Here is a 26040-nt window from a genome sequence, read left to right on the forward strand (position 1 = left end):
AACATTATATTGACATGCCTAACTGGCTCTGACAAACTAATTTTACTTGTTTATGGTATCAATTAATTCAACCATAATTGGACTTATAAGATTGGGAGGGTATTCATTTGCGCAAAAAGATCCCACCTTTAAATTCTTTAAAAAGTTTTGAAGCAGCAGCTAGACATTGTTCTTTTAGAAACGCAGCGGATGAACTTTTTGTATCAGTCTCGGCAATTAGCCATCAAATAAAGCAACTAGAACATGTACTTAATGTTGAATTATTTATTCGCAAAACACGCTCCGTGGAACTCACTAAAATTGGTAAGCAATATTACCCTATCCTTCGCGATGCCTTTGATAAAATTGCTGAGGGAACCAGCTTAATTTTAAAACCAACACAATCAGATGTATTAACGATTCAATTATATTCAACATTAGCTATTCGCTGGATAATACCAAGGCTGCCCGACTTTCAAAGCAAATATCCTGATATCAGCGTAAGATTACACACTTCGCAATTCGACGTTGATTTTAATAAAAGCGATGTTGATGCCTGTGTCAAGATTGGTAGTCGTGCTGCTGATGGCTTGCAATACTCATATTTGTTTTCTAGCGATGTATTTCCGGTGTGTAGTCCTAATATACTTGCTGGAAAGGAGCAACTGTCGCGCCCTGAGCAACTGAACAATTTTACTATACTGCAGGTTTATCCTTCGCAAAAAGATTGGTACATTTGGTTGGATGAGGTGGGCTGTAATAATGTTGACCCAGAGTCAGGACTGCAATTTGATAGCTACGACCATTCAATTTCTACCGCTTTACAAGGCATGGGAGTGGCACTTGGTATGCAGCCATATGTTAACAAAGAGTTGTCCTCAGGGTTGTTAATTGAACCCTTTCCTGAAATGCGCGTTAAACATCACAGCGATTGGTATTTTGTTTACCGTCAGGAAAAATTCGAACAGAAAAAAATTCAGTTATTTGAAGCTTGGCTAATTGAACAAGTAAAAGCAGACCCTGAGCTCAGTATTTCACGGGAGAGAACACCCAGCGAGCACGTTTGTTAGTACCGATCGTCGTAACTAATTTCTCTTGCTTGTCTTAGTTAATTGTCTGTGCGTACGCCACTTCTAACTGAATTAACGCTTTTGTGAGTTTTAATTACAGGAAAGCGCTAGGGTTGTTGATATGTTGATTATTTTCAAAATTTCCAACGAATTTATCTAAGCGGGCGTAACGTTAAATGAATCGTAATATAATTATCTCTGCTGCAATTTCAGGCTCAGGTCCGACTGAAAACAAAACGCCTCATTTACCAATTACTCCCAAACAGCTAGCCGATGAGGCAATTGCGGCAGCCAAAGCTGGCGCAGCCATCGCTCACATTCACGTGCGTGACCCAAAAACCGGTGCTCCCTCTCGTGACATTTATTTGTACAAAGAGGTTGTGGACAGAATAAGACAAGAGTCTACAGACGTTATCATTAACCTCAGGACTGGAATGGGGGGTGACTTGCTTTTAGGGCCTGACAGCAATCCGACAGAGCTTGGTTAACATACTGTTTTGGTCAGGCAAGTAAAACGTCAAGAACATGTAGAATTACTTTTGCCTGAAATATGTTCACTTGACTACCCGACATTATATGGCGATGTTCGTTGACGCTAGCTACCACTTTCTAAATCGGGTGCTTGCATGGTCTGGTAAAGATAGTCAAAAGAATAATATTGGATGGGCTGACGTAAAGCACACCATTGAATATTTAATAGAGGTAAGAAGTGGACAGTTGCTAGATATCACAGGCGTGCTGACAAGAGTCGGTGGTAAGTCGATGACTGTTTCTTATGATATGAGGGTTAGGGCAAATAAAAGCATAAAAGAAGCAACTAATTAGCATTCTGATGCACCTGCTACTTCACACTCGATAGTGAATCCAGGTTCACCTTTGAGTGTACAAAAGAACTTTCGCCTTTTTTATTGGTACCTATCTTTTATGTATTGCCAAAATTTGCTTAACATTAAACGTTTATAGATCTGTGTTAGCGCTGGTGAAGATCCGCTGTTATTTGCCACAGTGTAATAGTGGACGGTTAAGGCCTTACTTGCCATTTTCAATAGCAATTGCGTTGGCGTGTTTAACCCTTCCCGTTCACCATGGTGGGTCACATCTCGACCTTATCTCTATCGTGATTTTATTGATTACGACGTACTTATTAATATTTAGTGAAGATATTAAAATATAGTCTTTATGGTCACCGCTTATTGGCAACTTGGTTGTCTAAGCAAATGCATTCAAGCACTGGACACTCTAGGGAACTAATCCAGCTGTGTTCAGTCAAAATGTGTTAACATCCAGTTCAATACATGGCCCCAAAATCGCTTAGGCTTCAAGCCATCGCTAGAAGTGTTTATAGAGCTGATAAAATGAGAGAAATAAATGAAACCATATCAAGCAACTATTTTTAACGCCGCCGTATTGGTGGTATTCGGCCTTTGGGCGTATCTGAATGTGGCTGCAGAGTCGCGCTCTACGACGATATTGATCCCCGTGATTTTTGGCGTCGTTCTCGCATTGTTGGTTCCGTTTTTTAAAAAGGACAACAAAGTTGTTGCTCACGCGGTTGCCGGTTTGACGCTACTGATTACGATAGCGCTAATCATGCCACTAATAGGCTCCATTGGACGGGACGATATGGTTGCCGTGTTTCGAGTGGGAGTGATGATGGCCGCCAGTATTTTCGCACTGGTTATCTACGTTAAGAGCTTTATTGCAATGCGCCGCGCCCGGCGCATTGAGACGTAGCCAAGTGGGCTAATGCCGACAGTTTAAAGCTGGATTTTAGACTATTAGGGTTTCTGCGCTACTATCAATCAAATCAATCGAGGTTTGATTGACAAGACGCACTACCTTGTTTGAAGCAAATCTTGTATCAAAGCCCTTGCACCCCTTATTTTAGTGAGCGTTAAATACTTTGGATCTGCGGCAAGCGTTGACATTAATTCATCTAAATCAGCTCAATGTTTAATTCGCATATCACTTTGTTTAAAACGTCTCGATCTTGCCAGAGCCATTTATTCAGGATTTTGTGGCTGCGCATATACCCGCTTTTTGACTTAACGCTAGGCTTCGAAGTCTGCAACACGTTTCTAACCTACCTCTTTTATTTTTCTCTATAATCGGCCGCTAGCAACATAGGCAATAAGTAGGTCTAATGATGTTTATCGATGCATACATGGCGCAAGCATATATTTAGCTGCATCAAAAAGAAGATAAATAGGGTGGGACTGGCGAAGATAAGCTCTTAAGTAACCTTATTATGTGACGTTCATTAAATTCGTTTTACTCAATATAGAGGTTAATTTATGCACTTTAACCAACCGTTTGTTAAGCAGCATCAACTAGCTGAAGCTTCAGCTGTTAGCACAGTTACGCTTGAAATTGGAGAAGGAGAGGCTGCTTACCTGAGCCCGTGCAAATTGGGCCGCGTTTTGTTGGTTGGAAGCGTGATGTGACTAATGAGTTGCTCTACACTTATCAATCTTATTAGCCGAAATTATCATTATAAAAAATAGAATGGCAGGATTTGCCATTCTACCTTCAACAAAAGAATACCTGTTTAGCAAAACTGCCATGCAGCTACAAGGCTCATTAGAATGTACATAAAATTTTCAATCTAATTGAAAATATACTTTATTCGATAGGGCTGTTCTCCCCCGACTTTGAGGGCTGCGTGCCAGACGCTTGGCGAATCGAATCTGCTGTGCCTTGGACAAAAGCAATTATCTTTTCAACATCTTCCTCAGAAAGATTGTCGAACGCTGGCATGCCGTTGTCAACAGCAATCCCATCTTTTACCCATAATCTCGCGTTTTTTAACACACCCACCGGTGAATAACCCAAGTTCGGAATTACGCCACCACTGTCAATGCCAGGCGTACCATGACAAAAAGAGCAATTCGCCACATACAGTTCCAAACCTTTAGCAACATGCTCTGGCTTATAAGGTACACCGGCAACTAAATTAGTACGGGTCGATAATGTCGCTTTTGGCATTATCGCCTGACCGTCTAACTCGAACGTAAACAATTTACCCTTGGTATCGTATTTAGTCGCTTTGTTAAGCAGGCCATAAATACCGCCCCAACCCACCGCTATGGTGACATACTGACGACCATTCTTAGACCAAGTAATGGGCGCAGCAATAACACCTGAGGTAACAGGTGTTTGCCATAAAGGCTGTCCAGTAGTAGCATTGTAAGCGATGAATCGGCCATCTGCGGTACCTTGAAAAACTAGATTACCCGCAGTGGTTAAAGTGCCACCATTCCAAGGAGAAATATATTCGGAACGCCAAACTTCTTTTTGGTTAACTGGATCCCAAGCGATTAGAGTCCCAAACGGTTCAGTTTCGGGAAATGCAACATGGAAAAGATATCCTAAATTCCAGTTTGCACCTGACATTGTTGAGCCAGGTTTGTAAGTGTTATGCTCCCATTTTAGGTCGGGAGCAACGGAGAGCGGAATACCTTGTGCTGGAATATAGACGAGCCCGGTATCGCTATTGAAACTCATAGAATGCCAGTTATGAGCGCCAAAGGATGACGGCACAATTTCTACAGCTTCAGATTTTACTCTTGCGCCAGGGGCTTCTATGGGTCGGCCGTTTTGGTCAATCCCAGTTGCCCAATTAACTTCAACAAAGTTTTCTGCCGATATAAACGCGCCTGTTACACGGTCTATAACATAAAAGAATCCGTTTTTTGGCGCTTGCATAGCAACTTTCCGTAACTCACCTTTGATAACCAGATCAGCTAATGTGATCTGTTGAGTATGCGTATAATCCCATGTGTCACCTGGCGTGCCTTGATAGTGCCAAACATACTCGCCTGTGTTAGGGTTTAAGGCTACAATGGAGGCTAAAAATAAGTTATCGCCGCCGCTTGGAGAGCGAAAATCACGATTCCATGGGGAGCCGTTCCCTACTCCAATGTAAAGTAAATTTAGGTCCGAGTCATACGCCATAGAATCCCAAACGGTGCCGCCACCACCCACTTCCCAATACTTGCCAGAGGGGTCCCATGTTTTTGCCGCCATTTCCATAGCTTTATTTTCGAAAGGCTTGCTGGGGTCACCAGGTACTGTGTACCATCGCCAATGTTGCTCGCCGGTATCAACATTATAAGCGGTTACGTAGCCACGTACACCAAACTCAGCTCCGCCATTACCGATAATAACTTTGTCGCCTGCTACAATTCTCGGCGCACCGGTGATGGTGTACGAAAACTCGCCTCTGCGTTCAAGCGTGTCTTGCTTCCAAATAAGCGCACCCGATTTTGCGTCTAGGGCATGTAGATAGCCGTCAAAGGCACCCAAAAAGATCTTACCATCATGGTAAGCTACACCTCTATTTACCACTCCGCAGCAACCTTTTGATGCATAGTCGCCTGGTACCTCAGGGTCATATACCCAAAGCCGCTTGCCAGTGATAGCGTCAACCGCATGTAAGATTGACCAAGAAGAGGTTACATACATTACGCCATCTTTAACTATGGGAGTAGCTTGGACACTGCGCGTTGATTCAAGATCGTATGACCATGCCAACCCGAGCCGGTCTACGTTAGATGCATCGATTTGTGATAGTTTGCTAAATCTCGTCTCTTCCTCATCCAAACCATGCATCGTCCAATCGACTGACTCAATGCTGGCTGTTTCGTCGCTAATATCAGTCGCCTTTTTATCTGCACTCTCAGCGTATAAAAATAGCGGGACTATCAGTATTCCGCATGTGACCAATGCTAATGTTTTTTTTAATATCATAACCAAACCTCTATAAACTTTGCCTACCAAACAGTGCAAAACCCGACTTTCACCAGATTAAACCGGTTGCAGCAAGCTTCCGCCATCAACTACCAAACTTATTCCATTAACAAACGAGCCTGAATCACTTACCAAAAGCAATAAAGGTGCGATCAATTCATGATAATGCCCCAGCCTTTGCGGAATCAACTTATTAATATATTCCTTGCCGCGCTCAGAGTTCAATTGCGTTTCGTTTATTTCAGTCGCAAAGTACCCAGGACTCAGGGTATTTACACGTACGCCTGAACGTGTCAACTCAAGTGCCATATTGCGCGTTAACTGAGCAAGCGCAGTTTTAGATACAACGTAATCCGTTTTTTGAAGCCCAGTACAATGACTATAAATTGAACCAATATTGACAATACAACCTCTTTGCGCAGATGCCATGCGAATTGCAGCTTGCTTGGCGACTCGCCATGCGCCCTTTAAATTCACATCGATGATGTATTCCCATTCATCATCTTGATCAACGAATTTTGAAGGTGTAGAGCTAAGGCCGGCGTTATTAACCAAAATATCTAAGTTCTTTACCACGCTGTCCACTTTTTCAAACGCCATTTGAACGCTTTGTGTAGATTCAACATCCATGACAACCGCGTGCGCAAGGCCCCCTTTTTGATGAATTTTGTCTACCAATTTACGTAAACGGTCTTCACGACGTGCAGCAACGATAACCTCAGCGCCCAACTCCGCCAAGACTTCAGCAAAATAGGCGCCAAGACCACTTGAGGCCCCGGTAATTAGTGCTGTCTTGCCTTTAAGGGACACAAGTCCCGCAATATCTACGAGTTTATCCATACTTTATTGCCCCTGTTTTAACGCGCGACCGTTAAGAAACAGTGCTTTGCGCTTTTTAAAATCATCGCTTTGAATGCACATGTTTTGTAGTTTTGCTTCCAAATCCATGCTTTGTGATAGTGTTTGGTTATTGGCATTTCGCAAAACTTCCTTGCTAAGGGACGCCGTCAGCGGTGGTACGTCGGCCAACGACGCTACCCAACGAGCGGTAGCAAAGGCTAACTCATCATGTGTAACAACTTTATTTATCAAGCCAAGTGTTCGACAGGTTTGTGCATCTAAGCGCTGTGATTCAAGAATCATTTCAAGTGCACGTTTTGGGCCAACAGTGTTAGCTAAAAGCCAATGAAAGCCTCCATCTGGTATTAACGAAATTGCACCAAATGCACTGTACAGATAAGCTGTGTCTGCCATAATTGCAAGGTCACTTGCCATAACTATGGACGCACCTATGCCTGCTGCAGCACCATGCACAGAGCTTACAACGATTTTTTTCGACTCGCGGATAGCGGTTATGATAGGTGCATACTCTTTTTGTAATTGCTTCGTGATGTGGCCATCTATATCGGGAATTTCTTCTGCTATGTCGGCCCCTGCACAAAATCCTTGTCCTGAACCGATAATCAGAATAATCCTTATTGCCGGGTCGAGCTCCACTTCTTCCAGTGCACTTAAGAACGCTAGTCGCATCTCATGATTAAATGCGTTTCTCGATTTGGGTCTATTCAACGTAATATACGCCACCGCTTTTTTTAGCTCTATGTGGATTGTATTTGCCATGCTTAAATATCCCTTAAGTGTAACGTGTTTCTAATTTCTAAGATTAGACGAAGTAGGGTGTTTATTGCCCACTAAATTTCGTCACATCCATGGTATTTTTCTTCGATGTGATTAGCCCACCGCGCCGTTCATTTTAAGCTGCCTAATTGCTTCTGCCGAGTAGCCTAGTTTTGCAAGCAGGTCGTATGTATCAACGCCGGCTTCATGCTTGCCGTGTCGAACCCTTGAAGGTGTTCGACTCAGTCGCGGTGCCGGTGCTGGCTGAACTTGCCCTTCAACATTCAAGTATGTTTCGCGAGCTACGTTGTGTGGGTGCAAAGGTGCTTCCTTAAGGGTCAACACGGGCGCAAAGCATGCGTCTGTTCCTTCTAAAATAGCGCACCACTGCTGTTGAGTTTTTTGTTTGAATATCTTTGCTAAGGCCTGCCTCAATATCGGCCACTGTTTGCGGTCATATTGTGATGTCGTGTTAAATAGTGTGACATCTAGTTCTGCTAACTCAATAAGTTCTTTAAAAAACTGTGGCTCAATAGACGCTAAAGCAATATGACGACAATCAAATGTTTCAAAAGTATCGTAAAAGAATGCACCACCATCTAATAGATTAGTTCCGCGCTCGGAAACGTTCCATTGATTGACGTCACTAAAACTGTGATACATCCACATAAGATTAGCCACACCATCCACCATAGCCGCGTCTACCACTTGTCCAAGATTAGACCTTGTGCGTTCGAATAGCGCTGCTAAGATGCCGTTGGTTAAAAACAGGCTTCCCCCAGCAAAATCGCCAACAATATTCAGTGGGATAGTTGGGCTCTCACCTGATTTCCCGATGGCGTGCAAAGCACCCGATACTGCGATGTAATTCAAATCGTGGCCAGCACATCCAGCAAGCGGGCCAACTTGCCCCCATCCTGTCATCCGACCATAAATTAAACGGTCGTTAATCGCCTCACACTGCGTAGGTCCAAACCCTAATCGCTCAGCAACGCCGGGACGATATCCTTCAATGAGGACGTCGGCGGACTGAATAAGCCTCATCAAGACTTCTCTGCCCTCGGCAGTCTTCAGGTTAAGTACCACCGATTTTTTCCCACGTGCACTTATGTCTTTCTCATAAAGAGGATCTCGGTGAGTGCTGCGCTCAACCTTTATAACCTCAGCCCCCATGTCAGCAAGAAGCATTCCAGCAAACGGACATGGACCTAAACCAGACATTTCAATCACTTTTATACCGTCTAATGCACCCATTGAGATGCTCCTTTTGTTTTCACAAAGTCTTCATAGTTACCGAACGATGGTCTTTGTATGAAGCACCTTAATGCCACCTTCAATTGAAACCACTAATAAAAATCACGCTCAATAAAATTAGTATAGTCTTCTCTTGCGATGTCACGAGCAATGATGAGTTTCATGACTTCCGAGGACCCTCCGTAAATGCGCCCTATGCGTGCATCTGTGAACATTCTGGAGATTGGATATTCGTCCATGTAGCCTGCGCCGCCGTGCAATTGCACTCCTTCGTCAACAACTCGGCATAACAACTCACTGGTAAGCAGTTTCGCTTTTGCAGCATCTACCGGTGAAAGGCAATCAGCGTTGAGCGCCACCACTAGTTGATCAATATAAATCTGCTGGGCATCTATTTCAGCGCGCAGTTGTGCGAGTTGAAACTGGGTATTTTGAAAGTCAGCTAACACCTGACCAAACAACTTACGTTCAATGGTAAACGCGCGCGTAATATCAAAGGCTTTCTGCGCTGCAGCAATGAATTCTACCGCGCATATCAAACGCTCTTCAGCTAATGCCTCTTTCAAATAAGAAAACCCCTTTGTTGGATCTCCTAACACATTATTGTTGGGTACTTTGACATTTTCGAAAAAGAGTTCAGCGGTATCTTGCGCTTTCTTACCCATTTTTTCTAAATTTGAGCCTCGATTGAATCCCTCCATGCCGCCTTCAATAAGGAACAGGCCAATTTGGCGCGGGTTATTTTTAGGATCAGTTTTGGCCGCAACCACAATTACATCAGCATTAATACCGTTAGAAATATACACTTTTGAGCCGTTTAACAGCCAGTGGTCACCCTGGGCAATTGCGTTAGTGCGTATCCCTGCAAGATCACTTCCTGCATCAGGCTCTGTCATTGCTATTGCTAAGATCGTCTCGCCGGTAACACATTTAGGTAAGAAACGATGCTGCTGTTCCGAACTGCCAAATCTAGTCAGGTAGGGCCCAACTAGACGACTATGCAATGTACAATACCAATCAGCAGTCAAAGCGTATTGATTTTCTTCAATGATTATTTGTTCGAATCTAAAGTCGTTATCGCCAAGTCCACCGAACTCTTCGTTTGGCCACACCATTAAAAAACCGTTTGCTCCTGCTTTCGTAAACGCTTCACGTGAAACGATGCCTTCGCTCCGCCATTTCTCGATATTAGGCACGATTTCTTGATGTAAAAACTTGCGATAAGATCCCCTAAACAGTTGCTGTTCTTCAGTAAAATTTCGTTTGAGCATGTAAAACTAACCTCTTAATCAAAATATTGGTGCTGTGCTGCTTTTTCAACCACAATTCTAGGCGCAACAAAGCGTTCACCGTAAAGCGAAACCAGCTCATCGCAGCGTTTTATAAAATTATCTAAGCCATAGGTATTCACAAACTGAATATAGCCACCCGTCCATTTAGGAGCGCCTATCCCTAATAGCGATCCGATGTTGCCATCTGCTACACTTCGAAGCACGCCTTCTTGCAAACATTTCAAGGATTCAATTACTTGCCTGAATAGTATTCTGTCCTTTATATCTTGGTATGAAATTTCTACCTCAGGCTTATGATATAGCGAATACAATTTTGGCCAAATTGCCTTGCTACCATCTTCTGCATAGTTGTAGTAGCCACCGCCGTGATAACGACCACCTCGACTGTATTCCTTTATTAGTCTTTCACTTACTTTGACATTAGCTGAGTTATCGCCTAGCGAACAAAACACGCCCATTTCGCGATGAGTGGCCGCTGCTTTTTTTGACAGTTCTTGGCTTACTTCATCTTGTACCGCCAGTGGACCAACTGGCATACCCACTTGTTTTGCAAGCGACTCGATTAGCACCGGATCAAGGCCATCCATTAGTAAGCGCGCACCTTCATCCATGAAGGTACCGAACACTCTTGAAGTAAAAAAACCAAGCGAATCGTTTACGACAATTGGCGTTTTTTTAATTTGCTTCACAAAGTCAAACGCGATCGCTAATGTTTGCTCGCTAGAGCGTTCACCGCAGATAATTTCGATCAGGGGCATTTTGTCTACTGGCGAAAAGAAATGAATACCTATAATCCGCTCAGGTAAAAGGACGGAACTGGCGATCTGTGTAATAGGTAACGTTGAGGTGTTGGTTGCAAAAATAACCTTTTCCCCAACGACTTCTTGTGCCTGCGCAATTACCTTTGTCTTCAGCGCCAAATCTTCGAATACCGCTTCGATGATCAGGTCACATCCGATAAGATCTTGATAGCTATCGCTAGGTTTTATCTTCTGCAAAATATCGTCTTTTTGTTGTGCGGTCAGTTGTCCTTTAGATATGCCTTTGTCCAGCATTTTTTGTGTGTATTGTTTACCTTTTTCGGCTGCACTCTTGGTTACATCTTTCAGCACAACATCAATACCGGCAATCGCCGCCGCATAAGCTATTCCTTGACCCATCATTCCTGCGCCTAAAATGCCAAGCTTTTGCACCACATTAGGGCCGATGTTCTTTGGTCGACTAGCGTCGCGCCTGATAGCGTTCATTTGAATGAACATAGAGGTAATAATATTTTTGGCTTGGGGTGTCGTAATTAAATATGCCAACGCTCTAGCTTCGATGCGTAGCGCCGTGTCAAAATCCACGGCAAGAGTATCGCCGACAAGCGACAGGATCCGCTCTGGCGCGGGCAACAAACCTCGTGTTTTTTTAAACAGAGCAGCAGGTGCTATGGCAAGCATACTAATAATCTTAGGGTGCCAAATATCGCCCCCGGGGATTGTATGATGTTTTTTATCCCACGGCTGTTGCCAGTCATCGGAATGCGATTTTATCCATGTTTTGGCTGCCTCTATTAATCCGTCTGCATCATCTACAAGTGTGTCAACATATCCCGCCTCAATCGCGGCCTTAGGCCCTAGGCTGAGACCTTCTAATAAATGCGGTAGCGATTTTTCCATCCCAAGCATGTGTACTGAACGAACCACACCGCCTGCACCCGGTAATAGTCCCAAAGTGACCTCAGGAAAACCGATCACCACTTTTGGATGGTTCAGCATAATGCGGTGGTTACATGCCAGGCATATTTCGAAGCCACCGCCTAAAGCCGCGCCGTTAATGGCGGCCACCACTGGTACCTTCATTTGTTCAAGACGACGTAAATCGTGTTTGATCAACTGTATTTGTTGAAACTGCTGTTCTTCTTCTCCCGCACGAACAGATAACATCTCTTTGAGGTCGCCGCCTGCAAAAAATGTCGTTTTCGCAGAGGTAAAAACGACCCCTCTTAATGACACTTCTGAATATAACTTGTCGACCGTTTCAGACATTGCTTTTCGATACTGGGCGTTCATCGCATTCACTGAGCCATCCATGTCCATTGTCACAACCGCGATGTCGTTGGCATCCTTTTCATAAATAAAGCCATGAATATTGTTTGTGCTCATAATGTCTCTCAAATCTATTAGTAATATTAATTAAGCGTTTATACTCGCTCAATAATTGTTGCTATTCCTTGACCACCACCAACACAAAGAGCGATTAATCCACGTTTTAAATTTCGCCGCTCTAATTCATCTAGGAGCGTACTTACGAGCATAGCGCCTGTTGCGCCTAATGGATGCCCCATGGCAATTGCGCCACCACAAACATTGGTAATCTCATGTGAAATATCAAGGTCTTTCATAAAGCGCATGGCAACTGATGCAAAGGCCTCGTTGATTTCAAATAAATCAATGTCAGAAACCTGCATTTTGGCGCGGGCTAAGACTTTTCTAGCCGCCGGACCTGGCCCAATTAGCATGATCGTAGGGTCTGTCGCTAATACTGCAGTGGCGACAACCCGTCCGCGAGGAGATAGACGAAGATCCTTGCCTGCTTTTTCGCTCCCTATAAGAACTGCCGAAGCGCCATCAACAATCCCTGAAGAGTTACCGGGGGTGTGCACATGATTGATTTTTACTATCGCAGGGTATTTGCGCTGCATTAAGAGATCAAATCCCATTGCGCCGAGTGATTCAAAGGATGGCCGTAATGCACCTAAGCCCTCGAGCGTACTGTTAGGCTTAATAAAGTCGTCTTTGCTTGAAATAACAACGTTGTTGCAGTCTAAAATTGGCACAACTGATTTATCAAAAAATCCATTTTTCTGAGCGTATGCTGCGCGTCGTTGAGACTCAAGTGCATAGGCGTCAACATCTTCTCGTGTCCATCCTTCAAGCGTAGCGATCGTATCTGCTCCAATACCTTGAGGTACGGCAGTACAATATTGACTAATTTCGGGGTCATTGAGCCATGAACCGCCGGAGGCGCCCATGGGAACCCGCGACATAGATTCGACTCCGCCTGCTACAACTAGATCTTCCCATCCAGATGCAATCTTCATCGCAGCTAAATTAACCGCTTCTAGGCCCGAGGCGCAAAACCGATCTAGTTGAACACCGGCTACACTCTCGTCCCAATTTGCAAACTGTACAATAGTTTTGGCTATATCGCCGCCTTGCTCACCCGTAGGCATTACACATCCCATTACGACATCGTCTACATAGCTAGTATCTAAGTCGTGGCGACACTGTAACTCTCGCAATAAACATGCCCCTAATGCTACTGGCTTTACTTCATGAAGGGCTCCATCTTTTTTGCCTTTAGACCGAGGGGTTCGAATTGCATCATATAGATATGCTGTATTACTCATTGTACGAAATCATCCTCTGCTAGTTTTACACAAGGGGTAATGATCAGGGTGAATGATCACTTATCTACTATGGAGTTTAGTGCGTTGGCGGTTTACTATACAATGGCGATTGTCTACAAATAAATAGGCAATAAACTACAGTATTGGTTATCAACATTTGAGCGAGTGCAATGAAAAACATCACTGTTCCAAGCTATTTTGCGGCATCACTGTTAAAAAATATCCCTAATAAAAACGTTAACTATTTAGAATTGCTAAATAAAAATGATATACGTGCACAAGTTATCGAAAACCGTAATGCGCGTTTGTCAGTAGAGTCCTTTATCAGTTTACAGCAGGATATTACTAATTTAATGCAAGATGAAATGATTGGGCATTTTGAACAAGCCATGCCGTTAGGTGCATTCTCGATCTGTTGCCACAGTCTAATTCACAGTACAACAGTGGGTTCAGCATTAGAGCGCTATTGTCAGTTTTATCAGATCGTAAATCGAGGCTTGCTTCCAAAAGTAGCTTTTCAAAAAGAAGGTGTAAGCGTTATTCTCACACCTCAGTCAAGCTCTTTTATCTATGACCGTTATGCATATGAGGCTTGTCTATATTATATTCACCGATTGTTAAATTGGCTTAGCAATAGCTTTATTCAACCCGTACAAGCAAATTTTGACTATGCGTATCCTGAGCACGCAGCCCAATATCGTCCTTTGTTTCTTGGCACAAACGTTATTTTTGACAGTGATAGGACAGAGCTTATTTTTAGTGCGTCAGCGATGGACCTGCCTGTGGTGCAAGACCAACAAAGTTTAAGTAAGTTTTTACAAAACCCTGCGTATGAAATGGCGATTCAAGGATATGAGACCTCGCATTGGTCCAGCAGAGTGTCGAAGTTGATTCAAAGGGATCTAAAGAATATTCCTTCATTAGAAAGTCTTGCTCAAACTCTATCAGTTCATCCGCAAACATTGAGAAGACGGTTAAAAGTCGAAGGCACCAGCTTTCAGGGCATAAAAAACGATGCTCGCAGAGACTACGCCATTTACAAGTTGAGTAGAACGAGAGAGAGTATAGACAACATATCATTAAAAGCAGGATTCTCCGAAATCAGTACTTTTTTTAGAGCATTTAAAACGTGGACCGGCGTGACACCGACCAGCTACCGAAGAACAGATTAACTACAATCAACCCGAGGTCGAAAATATGCGGCGCAACTCTCTACGTAATACTTTACCACTTGCATTTCTTGGCAGGGTGTCGACCTGCTCCCAAGTTCGTGGAACCTTAAAGCCTGCGATATGTTTTCGTGCGTGTAACGTTAATAACTCTGCGTCTAAAACGGCCTCAGCTCTAAGCACCACTACCGCTTTTACAGACTCGCCCCATTTTTCATCTGGCACACCAATCACTGCAACATCGGTAATATCTGGGTGGTTAAAAATGGCATTCTCGACTTCCGCAGGATATATGTTTTCACCCCCCGAAATAATCATGTCTTTCAGCCTGTCACGAATATACAAAAATCCATCTTCATCAATATAGCCGGCATCTCCAGTATGCAGCCAATTATTTTTAAGCGCTTCTTCAGTTGCTAATGCATTCTGCCAATAGCGTGGCATATTCCAAGCGCACTTCACTAAAATTTCACCGACTTCAAATGGATTGACATTCTGACCTTGCGCATCAACTATTTTTATTTGCGTGCCAGGATAAGGAACTCCGCACGAACGTAACTTGCCTAACTTAGCATTGTGCAATCGATTTGGTAGTGCCGTTGCAACCGCTAAGTTTTCGGTCATGCCATACAAATGCATGAATTGGCAATCTTCACCGAACCGCTTCTGCGCGCTAGCTAGCACCGATTCAGCGATAGGTGCAGCGCCGTATGATACGCACTTAAGAGACGAGAAATCAGTGTTTGATGCTATTGAATGATTGACCACCATGTGAATAATAGTTGGTACAAGAAAAAGATGCGTAACCTTATGTTTTGGAAGAAGCGTCAGAATTTCTTGTGGATCGACCGTTTTGGTTAGCACGACCTTTCCACCCGCCGCAAGTGTCAGTCTGACTAAGTTAAAACCTGCAACGTGAAATAAAGGCAAACACACTAAATTAACCGTATCAGCGCGATAGTTTGCCCAGCTAGTATCGTGTTCAGTATCACTTGCAGCAATTGCCGATAACGCAACGGTTCTGTGCGTATGGCATACCCCTTTTGGATAACCGGTGGTGCCGCTAGTGTAAAGTTGTATCACATCATCATCGAAGTCAGCACATAGATCTGGTTTATCAAAAGTCATCGACATGTACCATTGTTCGAAGTTTATCCATTTAGTATGGCCGCCATCTAAGGCGATAATGGTAAGACCCTCGCTAAGGCTTGACTCAATCGACTCTATCAATCGATAATAATCCATTCCAACAAACAACATCACACTGTTGGAATCATTTAATATGTAGGCGATTTCAGGACCGGCGAGGCGCGTGTTTATGCTGACTTGTACAGCACCAGACTTTGCGATACCGAGCATTAGAAGTAAATAATTTACAGAATTCGCATCTAAAATTGAGATTCTATCTTGCTTGTTGACGCCGTGATTAATAATAGCTTGAGCGACCTGATTACTTTTGAGTTCCAATGCGTGATAAGTCAGCTCAACACCTTCAAACCACAAGGCAATATCATCTGATTGGGCAGCAGCCCGTTGGGTGATAAGGTTAGAAAACATGAGGTGTGAAGTGCCTTGTTTCATTTATTCTCCTTTGAACTTCAGATTTTTATTCATTGCAGAAGATTTTATTCAGCACGCAAATTTAGAACCAACTGAGGCGTTGCTTCATCGCATCGTGAGCTTCTGCTACCATTCGGTCAATAAGGACCTTACAACTAGGTATATCATCGATTAATCCCATTACCATACCAACAGTCCAGATGCCGTCATCCACATCGCCACCCTCAATGCATCGCTCGCGACCTCTTACACCTGCAACGAGCGGCTGCAATTCGTTAAAATCTGTATTACCAGCCTTTGCTTCTATTTCTACAACTTCCTTGGAGACAGTATTTTTAAATACACGTACCGTATTATTTAGCGAGCGAAACATCAGTGTTGTTTGCCGCTCGTCTGCATCAACCATCGCTTGCTTCATATTGTGATGGACAGGTGCTTCTTTGGTTGCCACGAAACGAGAACCCATATTAATTCCCTCTGCCCCTAAAAGCATTGCAGCCGCCATCTGGCTTCCAGTAGCGATGCCACCTGACGCAACAATGGGTATAGAAAGTTTGGCTGCTGCACATGGTATTAGCACCAAATTAGTCACATCGTCTTCACCAGGATGCCCTGCACATTCAAAACCATCGACACTGACAGCATCACAGCCCACCTTTTCGGCCTTCACAGCATGACGAACAGAAGTGCACTTGTGAATCACTTTAACGTTGTTAGCTCGAAGGTATGGTATAAAACGTTCTGGATTACGGCCGGCGGTTTCAATTACCTTGACACCACATTCTACCGCCGCCTGCAAATATTCATCGTATGGGATGGGTTTTATCGAAGGCAATATTGTGAGATTTACACCAAAAGGTTTGTCGGTCATTTCACTACAACGCCTAATTTCTTGGCGTAATAATTCAGGGGTTGCTTGCGTTAATGCCGTTAGTATGCCTAAACCACCTGCATTAGATACTGCTGCTGCCAATTCAGCCCGACCAACCCACATCATTCCTCCCTGAATGATGGGGTAACGAATGCCAAACATTTCTGTTATACGGGTTTTCATTCGACTTTCCTCATTTGAACCTGCTTTACTATTTAGAATATTGGATTAACTAGTGCGTTATCGAAATGGTGATACCACATTTAATGATAGGAAAAGATGACACCTCTGTGGACTATTTCGGTTGCATTCGAATACCAGCGTCTATTCGAATACACTCACCATTGATGTATTCATTGTCAACAATATGTAATGCTAATTTTGCAATTTCATGCGTATGACCTAGTCTTTTAGGAAAAACTGTCATATTTTCCAAAGACTTGTAATAGTCTTCTTGGACCTCGTCAAATAAGGGAGTGTGAATGAGTCCGGGGGCAATAGTGACAACCCGAATTGCATAAGGCGCGAGTTCTCTTGCCATAGGCAAAGTCATTGCAACAATCGCACCCTTAGTTGCCGCATATGCAACTTGACCAATTTGACCTTCAAAGGCAGCAACTGACGCGGTATTGATTATCACACCACGAGATTCCTCACCATCGGATAATTCATTAATAGCCATCTTTTCAGCGCCAAGTCGACATAAATTAAACGTGCCTATTTGATTTACCGCTACGGTTTTTTGATAAATATTTAGCGGGTGAGGGCCTTTCTTTCCGAAGGTTTTGCAAGCAGGCCCAATTCCAGCGTAGTTGTTTATAATATGCAATGCCCCGAAATGTAGGACCACCTCATCGATGGCTTTGCTTACTTGTGATTCGTCAGAAACGTCAACCGAAAAGTACGCAATATTATCGCCATGCTCTTCCTGCATTTTTTTACCGATTTCATCATTTAAGTCAAAAATCGCAACATTGGCACCTTTACTTAAATAAAGTTCTGCGGTCGCACGGCCTAACCCTGAAGCACCGCCAGTAACAATTGCTGTTTTTCCTATGATGTTCATATCTTTTACCTTTTGATCAAACTTTTTTCATGGTTAATTAACCAAACCAATGGCCATTTTCGCCAACGGTGCAACCATTTCGCCCATTTTATAGGCTTTATCATTAGAGGCATTACCATCTAATGCGCGTTTTTTTACGCCTTGCAAAATAGCCGCAAATCGAAATGCGCTGAAGGCGAGGTAAAAATTCCAGTCAGTAATGCCATTAATACCTACTCTTTTGCAATACTGTGAAACATAATCCTGTTCGCTTGGAATACCCAACGCTTCGCGGTCGATGCCATCTAAACCCTGTAGTGCTGAATTGCTAGCCATACGTAATTGCATACATTGATAGGCTAAATCGGCGAAAGGGTGGCCTAGAGTAGATAATTCCCAGTCAACTAGCGCTAGGACTTGACTTTTTTTAGGATGAAAAAGCATATTATCAAGGCGAAAATCGCCATGGACTAAGCTAACGCGACCATCTTCGGAGGGTGTGTTGTTAGGTAACCACTTAATCAACCAATTCATGTCTGCTATCTTTTCAGTTTCGCTAGCGCGATACTGCTGGATCCATCGGTTTATTTGGCGCTCGTAATAATTACCTGGCCGCCCATAATCGCTTAAACCTACTTCTGCGATGTTTATCTTATGCAGTGAGGCCATCACTCGGTTCATTTCGCTATAAATTTCGCAACGATGCGAAAAGTCGACATCAGGAAGTGCTGGATCCCACATAACTCTTCCGTCCACATATTCCATGATATAGAAAACACTTCCAATAATGGTTGCGTCTTCGCATAGCAATAGTGGTTTGGCAACCGGCACCTCTGAGTTTTCAAGTGCTGTTATGACCCGAAATTCACGGTCCACAGCATGAGCAGATTTGAGCAAGTCTCCAGCAGGTTTTCGTCTCAAAACATACCGTTTGTTGTGACTAGTCAGCAAATAGGTTGGATTTGACTGTCCTCCAACAAATTTTTTCGCCTCTATGGGTCCCTCTAATCCATCAAGATGTCGACCTAGATACTGTGATAAGGCAGTGACATTCAAATCTGAGTTAGACATTATCAGGCCTCCCCTTACTTGCCTGCATAGCGATCGATAATACTTTTGCCCAAAGCCATTTGATGCACTTCATCGGGCCCATCTGCTAATCGACACCATCGAGCATAATTAAACGCTTCAGCCATAAAATAATCTTCTGTAAGTCCTCCCGCACCATGCATTTGCATGCATCGGTCAATAATATTTTGGACAAGTAAGGGCACTGTTGTTTTAGTAGCAGCAATCATATCTACAGATGCAGACACACCTTCAGCGTCGATCTTATTAGATGTTTTCAATACCAGTAGGCGAGCCATTTCAACTTCAGAAAAACAACGCGAGATGTTTTCACGAATAGATTGGTGCTTACTAATAGGGCGACCGAAAGTCACGCGTGTACTAACGCGTTTGCAGGCTAATTCTAGGGCACGTTGGGCGCTGCCGATAAGCCGCATGCAGTGATGCATTCGACCGGGTCCTAAACGACCTTGTGCAATCTCAAAGCCACGTCCTTCACCCAGTAATACGTTTTCAAGTGGCACTCTAACATTGTCAAAAACAATTTCTGCATGCCCTATGGGCGCATCGTCATAACCAAGGGTAGTAAGTGGTCGGACTAACGTGATTCCTGGCGTGTTTTTGGGCACTAATACCTGAGTTTGTTGTTTGTGGCGATTAGTATTATCAGGGTCACTCTTTCCCATTACGATAAAAATCTTGGTGCGCTCATACATCGCACCTGTAATGAACCACTTGCGGCCATTTAAAACCCATTCTTGGCCATCGGTATTGATAGAGAGTTCTATATTGGTCGCATCACTCGATGCCACTTGAGGCTCTGTCATGGCGTATGATGAGCGAATATCACCCGATAGCATCGGTATTAGCCAGGTATCTTGCTGTTTACGAGTAGCATAGTTCATCAATACTTCCATGTTACCTGTGTCCGGTGCGTTGCAGTTGAATACTTCAGGTGACCAAATTACCCTCCCCATGACCTCAGCTAACGGCGCGTAATCAACAAAAGATAAGCCCCCATGTTCGCTGTATTGCGCGTGCTCTTCGGGTATAAATAAATTCCATAATCCGGCTTTTTTTGCTTTTACTTTTAGTTCATCCATCAACGGCAGTGGAGCAAAGCGCCTTGGGGCATTGTGCAGTGCTTGCGCGTATCTGATTTCGTTCGGGTAAATATGCTCAGACATAAATTGCGATAATTTGCTCAAAAGTTGTTGAGACTTTTCACTGTGTGAATACATATAATATTCCAATATCTATCGATGCTTACGAATTGTTGATTGAAAAGGTAATTTAACGGGTAATCTGACCTTGTCGCAATAACGAGTTATTAACCTTCATCAAGCTTCGAATTATTAAAACTGAGCGCTAGGTACGGATACAATTAAACCATCCAGCGCGTTACTCACTCGAATCTGACAACTTAACCGGCTAAATTGATTGGGTTCAACCGAACCTTCAAGAATTGCTAACTCAAGCTCACTTGGAGAGTCAAGCTTGTTGAGCCAATCCTTATCGACGTAACAATGGCAAGTACCGCAGCTCATTGTGCCTCCGCACTCACCTATAATATTTTCTATTCCCTCATTAACTGCAACCTCCATTACGGATTGCCCGAATTCGGCGTCAACCATCACTGCGTCGCCGTTTAATTGTATAAAAGTTACTTTTGCCATGCTTTACCCTCAAATAGTTTAGGGCTTTCTATTTCTAGAAAACCCTCACTATGGTGAATTATTCGAAATTGTAAGTGAACTCGATGCCAAATGTACGTGGTAAACCACGGGTCAGATAATCCTGTCCGAAGGCGTTCAAATTGAGTCCATAAGTGTAATAAAATTCGTCCGCTATGTTTTTCGCCCATATCGCAACGGAATAGTTTTCAGTCGTGTAGGTGACTCGGCTGTTTAGCAGCCAGTAAGCTGGATTACCCTCTGCTAGTTCTCGCGATGCCAAGAAGCCTGAACCAGCGTCTGCTGAACCACCAGGGTAGTTGCCGCCATAGTTACCAAATGGGTCAAAATTATACTCTCCCATATATTGTGCATCTAATGTTAAGTCTACAAACCCACCACGAATTTCCATAATGTTCCAGTCAACTCCAAAGTTGAAGGTAACGTCAGGTGCATTTGGGAAACTATTACCACCAACTAACACACCGTTTGGCGTAAAGCGTTGACCTTCATCGTATTCACTGTCGATTAGGCCTAATGAGCTTCGAATTCTAATGCTATCAGTAGGAAGTGCTGTTAGTTCAATTTCTAGCCCACTAAGCTCTCCATCTGCGGCGCGAAGGAACGATGTTGTTCCAACAATTTCTGCGACTTGCTGATTGTTGTAGTCGTACATAAATGCCGCAGCATTAATTTGTAAACGGTTTTCTAACCAGCGTGATTTGTAACCGACTTCATATGCATCGATGGTTTCCGGTTCAATAAAAAAGACCTGATTAATATCCTGATACGCTAAACCATTAAATGTTCCTGCCCGATAACCGCGGCTATAGCTGAAGAAAGCCATTGAACTGTCACTTACATCGTAGGACGTTATGACACGGCCTGTAAACTCATCACTTTCCTCACTTTGTGAAATTCTTGCAAGTGATAAATCAGCTGGGAAGCTATACGGTATCGTAGTCGCCCTAATGTTTCCTGCTTCATCGAACAAAACGGTGCGCGCATCGTTAAATTCAACGTCGTCTCGGGTGTATCGCAGACCGACCGTTACATTAAATTCATTTGTTACATCGTAGGAGATTTCGCCGTAAATAGCCTGAGATGGTCGTTCAATCGTAAATTGTTGATTAGCTAATATAGATGTGAAAGGTGGTGCCCCTGCTGCCGCACATCCCGATGTTAAGCCGACAAATTCGAAAAACGTTCTAGCATCTAAAAAGCCATTAGCATTTAAATTAAGCGGACTGCAGTTTCCATCGGACGGGATAACTCCTAGTGCTGGATTGGAGGGGTCAATAACACCGACAACTGGGTTAAAGAGATCTGCGGGCAATTGCGCATCAAGCAGTCCAAAGAAATCCGGTTCATTTTCTGTAAATACTTCTTCTGTACCGAAATAAACACCAGCAACAACACTGAGTCTATCAGTAACATACGTTAGCCGAAGATCTTGATTAAAACTTTCACTTTCAGAGAAATAACGGATTGCACAAAGGTCTAGTACTGTCCCGTCACAATCGTAGGGGTTTAGGGTAAAGTCAGCTTTGTCAAAACCCGTGATTGAGGTTAATGTAAAATCGTCCCACGTGTAAGATGCAGTTAACGACATGCCGTCTGAGGAAGTGCCATAGCGGTTTGCTTCATTAGACTCTATTTCATCTTCGTTTAATCGCCGGCCATTTCCATCCGGTAAAAGGGAATTACGCGTTGGCGCGCCGAGAACATTGGCTTGACCCGGGAAATAGCCTACTCCATAAGCCAAATCGCCTAAGCCATCATTTTCAGCCGTATAAGCTTTAAAATCAATTTCCAAGTCTTCACTCGGAGCCCACTTAACAGAAAATCGCAATGCTTGTGAGTCAGTCTCACCATAATATTGATTATCAACTGGGTTAAATGTATAGCCATCCATCTTTTGTTTAGTTGCTGCAATACGAAAGCCCAGTTCACTAGGAATGAGCGTGTGTTCAAAAGCGCCTGTAAATGCCTGTGAGCCAAAATTACCTGCGCCCACAGTAATAAAACCTTTATTTCCATCGTCTAAACTCGGTTTCACCGTTGCTATGGTAATAGCACCACCTGTTGTGTTACGTCCGAACAAAGTGCCTTGCGGGCCACGCAATACCTCTATTTGTGCCAGATCGAACAACTGTTGCCCATGCGCAGCGCGGAATGTTTGGAACACTTCATCTACATAAACGCCCACGGGAGAAGCCGTTGATGCGCTAAATTCATTGGCTACGCTTATTCCACGAATACTGAAGTTGGGTTGAGTTTTTGAATAAGCCGAGGTCACCTGTAAATTTGGCACACTGCCCATTAGATCGGATGTTTCGCTTATATTTCTTGCCTTCAATTCAGAGCCTGAAATTGCTGTTACGGTAATGGGAACATCTTGAAGATTTTGAGGCCGCTTTGTTGCGGTCACCTCTATAACTTCAATTACGGGAGCCGAAGAAGCTTCTACTTCTGCCGACTCATCCGCTTGCGCATAGACCATTTGAGTGCTTGCGCCAAGAATGGCTATTTGCACTGCCAAGGACAGATAATTTCTTTTTTTATTCATAAATACCTCAGTTCTTTATTTCAATCTTATTAAAAAGATGGCGCTATTGTTAACCAGGCAACAATATAGCCTTTAAGCATCGGCCTTCGTGTTGGTCGATGATTGCCGCATTAATTTCTGACATTGGGTAAAAAGAAACTAGTTTCTCGATAGGAAATTGACCATCAATAATGTATTGAACAAGTTCGGGTATAAATGTTTCAGGATCACTGTCCCCTTCTAATATTCCTTGCACACGATGCCCCTTGAGAATACTTCCTGTGAGGTTCAACTTTATGTCAACCTCGGGAGAAACCGAACCCAATAAACCAAGAAATCCATGTGCCGCAAGGTAAGTAATAGCTTCCTCAATCACTGCCGGTATACCCGTATTATCAAGAATATACTGCGCACCATCTGGTAATATTCTGCGAACTTGGTCAGCAGCAGGGCCCGCATGTGGGTCTATTACATGGGTGGCGCCCATTTCCAGTCCTAGTTTCCTGCGCACAGACATTGGTTCCACCAGAATAATGTTGCGGCAACGTGCAATTTTGGCAGCAATCACTGCGCTCATCCCAACTGAGCCCCCGCCGATAATAACGATATTAGAATCTGGCTCACAAGCCATTGAACGCAAAACACTGCCTGCGCCTGTTTGGAAACCGCAGCCTAGGGGGCCAAGGCATGCCAAAGGTGCGTTCTTATCAACTTTGATTACATTGCGTCGATTTGCAAGGGCGTGCGTGGCAAAAGATGATTGACCAAAATAATTACCGTAGATTTTTTCACCCTCATCTACGATAGTATGGCTACCATCACGGCGGGTGCCAGCAAAGTTAACTTCAGGAAACTGGTGGCAATAACTAGGTATGTTGTCTAGGCAGTTACCGCATGAGCCACAAGATAAAAAGCTTAGTACGACATGGTCACCTACTTGCAAGTCGTCAATTTTAGAACCCACTTCAATTATTCGCCCACTTCCTTCGTGGCCCAATACCATAGGAAGTGGAACGGGAATACTCTGGTCGCGAGAAATAATATCTGTATGGCACATACCGACACCTTCAATTTTCACCAGCACTTCATCGGCTTTCAATGTGTCTAATTTAAGCTCCTCCAACGAGAAGTCTTCGAAAGGTTTTCTAGCAACCGCTGCAATAATGTTCATATCTATGTCCCCGAACTTATATCCATTATGATTGATTTTGTCTCGGTGTAAGCGTCAAGTGCTTCCCAACCACACTCTCTGCCGATCCCTGACATTTTCGTCCCACCAAATGGAAAGGCTGGGTCTGCTTTTAACACACAGTTTACAAAGACTGTGCCAACATCAAGCGCATTTGCCACGCTATGTGCTTTGGCCAAATTTTGTGTCCAAACATAAGCAGCCAAACCAAACGGACTGTCGTTGGCCATGTGTAGAGCTTGCTCATCGTCATCAAACGGCGTTACTGAAACTGCAGGACCAAATACCTCTTGCTTCATAATTTCTGACTGCTCGTGCGCATTGCATATAAGCGTAGGTTTATAAAAGTAGCCGCTGTCTGGTATTTGGGTATCGCAATGAATAATGTCAGCGCCTGACACTTTCGCATTATTAATCATGTTAGAGACGGATTGATATTGTCGGGCGCTTATTAGCGGCCCCATTTCTGATGATCTGTCGTCACTCATACCAAATTTAATCCCGCTCGCACCGCTTTGAATACCTTCAACTACCTGGTCATAAAGCGAGCGATGAACATAAAGACGCGTTCCGGCGTAGCACACTTGTCCGCTATTGAAAAATGCACCAGCGATAGCATTTGGAATTGCTAAGTTTAAGTTTGCATCTGGCATAATGATGGAGGGTGATTTACCCCCTAATTCTAATGTAATGCGTTTTAAATCTGGAACTGATTGAGCAAGCAGATGCTGGCCTGTTTGAGTGGAGCCGGTGAACGCAATCTTCCTTACTAGGGGGTGCTGAATCAAAGCTTGACCAGTTGTCTCGCCATCGCCGGTTACCACGCTGATAACACCCTGTGGTATACCAGCCTGAATTGCTAACTCTTGCAGTCTTAAAAGGCTATGAGGAGCTTCTAATGGGGGTTTAACAACTATCGTACAACCCGCCGCTAATGCTGGTCCTATTTTAAACATGGCAAGAATAAGGGGAAAATTCCAGGGTACAATAGCAACGACTACGCCCACTGGCCTGCGTGTCGTGTACGCGAGAAACTCGGGCCCGCTACCAGCCAAACTTCCGCTCTTGCCATACATTTTAGTTGGCCAACCGGCATAGGTTCTTAGCCACATGGATGCTAATGGGATATCGACCGTTTCTGTAACACTTATTGGCCTTCCCGTATCTAGTGCCTCAAGCTTTGCTAAGTGTTCACTGTCTCTGTCAATTGCATCTGCCAGTGCATGCATGAGCTTCTCGCGGCCTAGTGGCGGTATATTTTGCCACTCTGAGCTTCTAAATCTGGCGTGGGCCTTTGAAACTATTTCATCAACTACAGCATGATTTGCTATTGGGATGTCAGCATAGGGTTTCTCTGTACATGGATCTATACAAGGTACTAATGAAGACTTGATGTCGCTTCTTGTGGCCCAGTCTTGCTTCGGTAAAACTAAATCTGTCCAACTCATACACTACTCCCAATATTTCTGCTCATTCAACATGTTTATAAAGGCTGCATCGAGATTGCTCATGCCTACCGTGTATAACTTTTGTTAACCTCATGTAAATATAATACTAAAAAA

At 43.7% G+C, this 26040-nt stretch carries 21 protein-coding genes; 5 read left to right on the top strand and 16 right to left on the bottom strand.

Annotated features, from left to right (window positions below; all coding sequences use genetic code 11):
- The first annotated feature begins 107 nt into the window (after positions 1-107).
- From gcvA to BAE46_RS13510, 4 genes are all read left to right on the top strand, one after another.
- Positions 108-1049: a transcriptional regulator GcvA gene (gene gcvA, locus BAE46_RS13495; RefSeq protein ID WP_070113295.1), complete on the top strand. Its 942-nt coding sequence runs from the start codon at positions 108-110 to the stop codon at positions 1047-1049.
- A 176-nt stretch (positions 1050-1225) separates the two neighbouring features.
- On the top strand, positions 1226-1537 hold the full coding sequence (locus tag BAE46_RS13500; RefSeq protein WP_244885027.1) for a 3-keto-5-aminohexanoate cleavage protein: 312 nt from the start codon (positions 1226-1228) through the stop codon (positions 1535-1537).
- 88 nt (positions 1538-1625) lie between these two features.
- Complete coding sequence (locus tag BAE46_RS13505) at positions 1626-1874, top strand: acyl-CoA thioesterase (protein ID WP_006006628.1); 249 nt, start codon at positions 1626-1628, stop codon at positions 1872-1874.
- Positions 1875-2417: 543 nt separating this feature from the next.
- Complete coding sequence (locus tag BAE46_RS13510) at positions 2418-2783, top strand: hypothetical protein (protein WP_006006630.1); 366 nt, start codon at positions 2418-2420, stop codon at positions 2781-2783.
- An 888-nt stretch (positions 2784-3671) separates the two neighbouring features.
- Here BAE46_RS13510 and BAE46_RS13515 read toward each other — a convergent pair.
- From BAE46_RS13515 to BAE46_RS13545, 7 genes are all read right to left on the bottom strand, one after another.
- On the bottom strand, positions 3672-5798 hold the full coding sequence (locus BAE46_RS13515) for a PQQ-dependent dehydrogenase, methanol/ethanol family (RefSeq protein ID WP_070113297.1): 2127 nt from the start codon (positions 5796-5798) through the stop codon (positions 3672-3674).
- Positions 5799-5855: 57 nt separating this feature from the next.
- Positions 5856-6638 (bottom strand): SDR family NAD(P)-dependent oxidoreductase, encoded by a 783-nt coding sequence (locus tag BAE46_RS13520; RefSeq protein ID WP_006006636.1) that lies wholly within the window; start codon positions 6636-6638, stop codon positions 5856-5858.
- A gap of 3 nt (positions 6639-6641) precedes the next feature.
- Positions 6642-7418 carry an enoyl-CoA hydratase/isomerase family protein gene (locus BAE46_RS13525; protein WP_006006637.1) on the bottom strand — a complete coding sequence of 259 codons (777 nt, stop codon included), beginning with the start codon at positions 7416-7418 and terminating at the stop codon, positions 6642-6644.
- A 111-nt stretch (positions 7419-7529) separates the two neighbouring features.
- Entirely contained in the window at positions 7530-8669 is a 1140-nt protein-coding gene (locus BAE46_RS13530; protein WP_006006638.1) for a CaiB/BaiF CoA transferase family protein, read from the bottom strand.
- Between the two features lie 92 nt (positions 8670-8761).
- A complete protein-coding gene (locus BAE46_RS13535) occupies positions 8762-9940 on the bottom strand; it encodes an acyl-CoA dehydrogenase family protein (protein ID WP_006006639.1) in 1179 nt (392 codons plus the stop codon).
- Between the two features lie 14 nt (positions 9941-9954).
- Positions 9955-12108 carry a 3-hydroxyacyl-CoA dehydrogenase NAD-binding domain-containing protein gene (locus BAE46_RS13540; protein WP_070113299.1) on the bottom strand — a complete coding sequence of 718 codons (2154 nt, stop codon included), beginning with the start codon at positions 12106-12108 and terminating at the stop codon, positions 9955-9957.
- Positions 12109-12146: 38 nt separating this feature from the next.
- Positions 12147-13355, bottom strand: a complete 1209-nt coding sequence (locus tag BAE46_RS13545; RefSeq protein ID WP_070113301.1) for an acetyl-CoA C-acetyltransferase — start codon at positions 13353-13355, stop codon at positions 12147-12149.
- Positions 13356-13525: 170 nt separating this feature from the next.
- Here BAE46_RS13545 and BAE46_RS13550 point away from each other — a divergent pair, with 170 nt between their 5' ends.
- Positions 13526-14527, top strand: a complete 1002-nt coding sequence (locus BAE46_RS13550) for an AraC family transcriptional regulator (RefSeq protein ID WP_070113303.1) — start codon at positions 13526-13528, stop codon at positions 14525-14527.
- A 6-nt stretch (positions 14528-14533) separates the two neighbouring features.
- Here BAE46_RS13550 and BAE46_RS13555 read toward each other — a convergent pair whose 3' ends face one another.
- From BAE46_RS13555 to BAE46_RS13595, 9 genes are all read right to left on the bottom strand, one after another.
- The gene (locus BAE46_RS13555) at positions 14534-16105 is read right to left on the bottom strand and encodes a long-chain-fatty-acid--CoA ligase (protein WP_070113305.1); all 1572 of its coding nucleotides are present in this window, start codon (positions 16103-16105) and stop codon (positions 14534-14536) included.
- A gap of 61 nt (positions 16106-16166) precedes the next feature.
- The gene (locus BAE46_RS13560) at positions 16167-17138 is read right to left on the bottom strand and encodes an NAD(P)H-dependent flavin oxidoreductase (protein ID WP_070113307.1); all 972 of its coding nucleotides are present in this window, start codon (positions 17136-17138) and stop codon (positions 16167-16169) included.
- 112 nt (positions 17139-17250) lie between these two features.
- Positions 17251-18021: an SDR family NAD(P)-dependent oxidoreductase gene (locus BAE46_RS13565; RefSeq protein WP_070113309.1), complete on the bottom strand. Its 771-nt coding sequence runs from the start codon at positions 18019-18021 to the stop codon at positions 17251-17253.
- A 33-nt stretch (positions 18022-18054) separates the two neighbouring features.
- Positions 18055-19071 (bottom strand): phosphotransferase family protein, encoded by a 1017-nt coding sequence (locus BAE46_RS13570; protein WP_040520662.1) that lies wholly within the window; start codon positions 19069-19071, stop codon positions 18055-18057.
- Positions 19072-19085: 14 nt separating this feature from the next.
- Positions 19086-20309, bottom strand: a complete 1224-nt coding sequence (locus tag BAE46_RS13575; protein ID WP_070113311.1) for an acyl-CoA dehydrogenase family protein — start codon at positions 20307-20309, stop codon at positions 19086-19088.
- Between the two features lie 114 nt (positions 20310-20423).
- The gene (locus BAE46_RS13580) at positions 20424-20744 is read right to left on the bottom strand and encodes a 2Fe-2S iron-sulfur cluster-binding protein (protein WP_070113313.1); all 321 of its coding nucleotides are present in this window, start codon (positions 20742-20744) and stop codon (positions 20424-20426) included.
- A gap of 58 nt (positions 20745-20802) precedes the next feature.
- Complete coding sequence (locus BAE46_RS13585) at positions 20803-23310, bottom strand: TonB-dependent receptor (RefSeq protein WP_070113315.1); 2508 nt, start codon at positions 23308-23310, stop codon at positions 20803-20805.
- Positions 23311-23359: 49 nt separating this feature from the next.
- On the bottom strand, positions 23360-24460 hold the full coding sequence (locus BAE46_RS13590; RefSeq protein WP_006005292.1) for an NAD(P)-dependent alcohol dehydrogenase: 1101 nt from the start codon (positions 24458-24460) through the stop codon (positions 23360-23362).
- 2 nt (positions 24461-24462) lie between these two features.
- The gene (locus tag BAE46_RS13595; RefSeq protein ID WP_006005293.1) at positions 24463-25926 is read right to left on the bottom strand and encodes an aldehyde dehydrogenase family protein; all 1464 of its coding nucleotides are present in this window, start codon (positions 25924-25926) and stop codon (positions 24463-24465) included.
- Between the last annotated feature and the right edge of the window lie 114 nt (positions 25927-26040).

The sequence above is a fragment of the Glaciecola punicea genome, from assembly GCF_001756615.1.
Lineage (GTDB): Bacteria > Pseudomonadota > Gammaproteobacteria > Enterobacterales > Alteromonadaceae > Glaciecola > Glaciecola punicea.

Coding starts and splice junctions, on each gene's coding strand:
- BAE46_RS13500 (WP_244885027.1), top strand. CDS start 1,226: ATGAATCGTAATATAATTATCTCTGCTGCAATTTCAGGCTCAGGTCCG.
- BAE46_RS13505 (WP_006006628.1), top strand. CDS start 1,626: ATGGCGATGTTCGTTGACGCTAGCTACCACTTTCTAAATCGGGTGCTT.
- BAE46_RS13510 (WP_006006630.1), top strand. CDS start 2,418: ATGAAACCATATCAAGCAACTATTTTTAACGCCGCCGTATTGGTGGTA.
- BAE46_RS13515 (WP_070113297.1), bottom strand. CDS start 5,798: ATGATATTAAAAAAAACATTAGCATTGGTCACATGCGGAATACTGATA.
- BAE46_RS13520 (WP_006006636.1), bottom strand. CDS start 6,638: ATGGATAAACTCGTAGATATTGCGGGACTTGTGTCCCTTAAAGGCAAG.
- BAE46_RS13525 (WP_006006637.1), bottom strand. CDS start 7,418: ATGGCAAATACAATCCACATAGAGCTAAAAAAAGCGGTGGCGTATATT.
- BAE46_RS13530 (WP_006006638.1), bottom strand. CDS start 8,669: ATGGGTGCATTAGACGGTATAAAAGTGATTGAAATGTCTGGTTTAGGT.
- BAE46_RS13535 (WP_006006639.1), bottom strand. CDS start 9,940: ATGCTCAAACGAAATTTTACTGAAGAACAGCAACTGTTTAGGGGATCT.
- BAE46_RS13540 (WP_070113299.1), bottom strand. CDS start 12,108: ATGAGCACAAACAATATTCATGGCTTTATTTATGAAAAGGATGCCAAC.
- BAE46_RS13545 (WP_070113301.1), bottom strand. CDS start 13,355: ATGAGTAATACAGCATATCTATATGATGCAATTCGAACCCCTCGGTCT.
- BAE46_RS13550 (WP_070113303.1), top strand. CDS start 13,526: ATGAAAAACATCACTGTTCCAAGCTATTTTGCGGCATCACTGTTAAAA.
- BAE46_RS13555 (WP_070113305.1), bottom strand. CDS start 16,105: ATGAAACAAGGCACTTCACACCTCATGTTTTCTAACCTTATCACCCAA.
- BAE46_RS13560 (WP_070113307.1), bottom strand. CDS start 17,138: ATGAAAACCCGTATAACAGAAATGTTTGGCATTCGTTACCCCATCATT.
- BAE46_RS13565 (WP_070113309.1), bottom strand. CDS start 18,021: ATGAACATCATAGGAAAAACAGCAATTGTTACTGGCGGTGCTTCAGGG.
- BAE46_RS13570 (WP_040520662.1), bottom strand. CDS start 19,071: ATGTCTAACTCAGATTTGAATGTCACTGCCTTATCACAGTATCTAGGT.
- BAE46_RS13575 (WP_070113311.1), bottom strand. CDS start 20,309: ATGTATTCACACAGTGAAAAGTCTCAACAACTTTTGAGCAAATTATCG.
- BAE46_RS13580 (WP_070113313.1), bottom strand. CDS start 20,744: ATGGCAAAAGTAACTTTTATACAATTAAACGGCGACGCAGTGATGGTT.
- BAE46_RS13585 (WP_070113315.1), bottom strand. CDS start 23,310: ATGAATAAAAAAAGAAATTATCTGTCCTTGGCAGTGCAAATAGCCATT.
- BAE46_RS13590 (WP_006005292.1), bottom strand. CDS start 24,460: ATGAACATTATTGCAGCGGTTGCTAGAAAACCTTTCGAAGACTTCTCG.
- BAE46_RS13595 (WP_006005293.1), bottom strand. CDS start 25,926: ATGAGTTGGACAGATTTAGTTTTACCGAAGCAAGACTGGGCCACAAGA.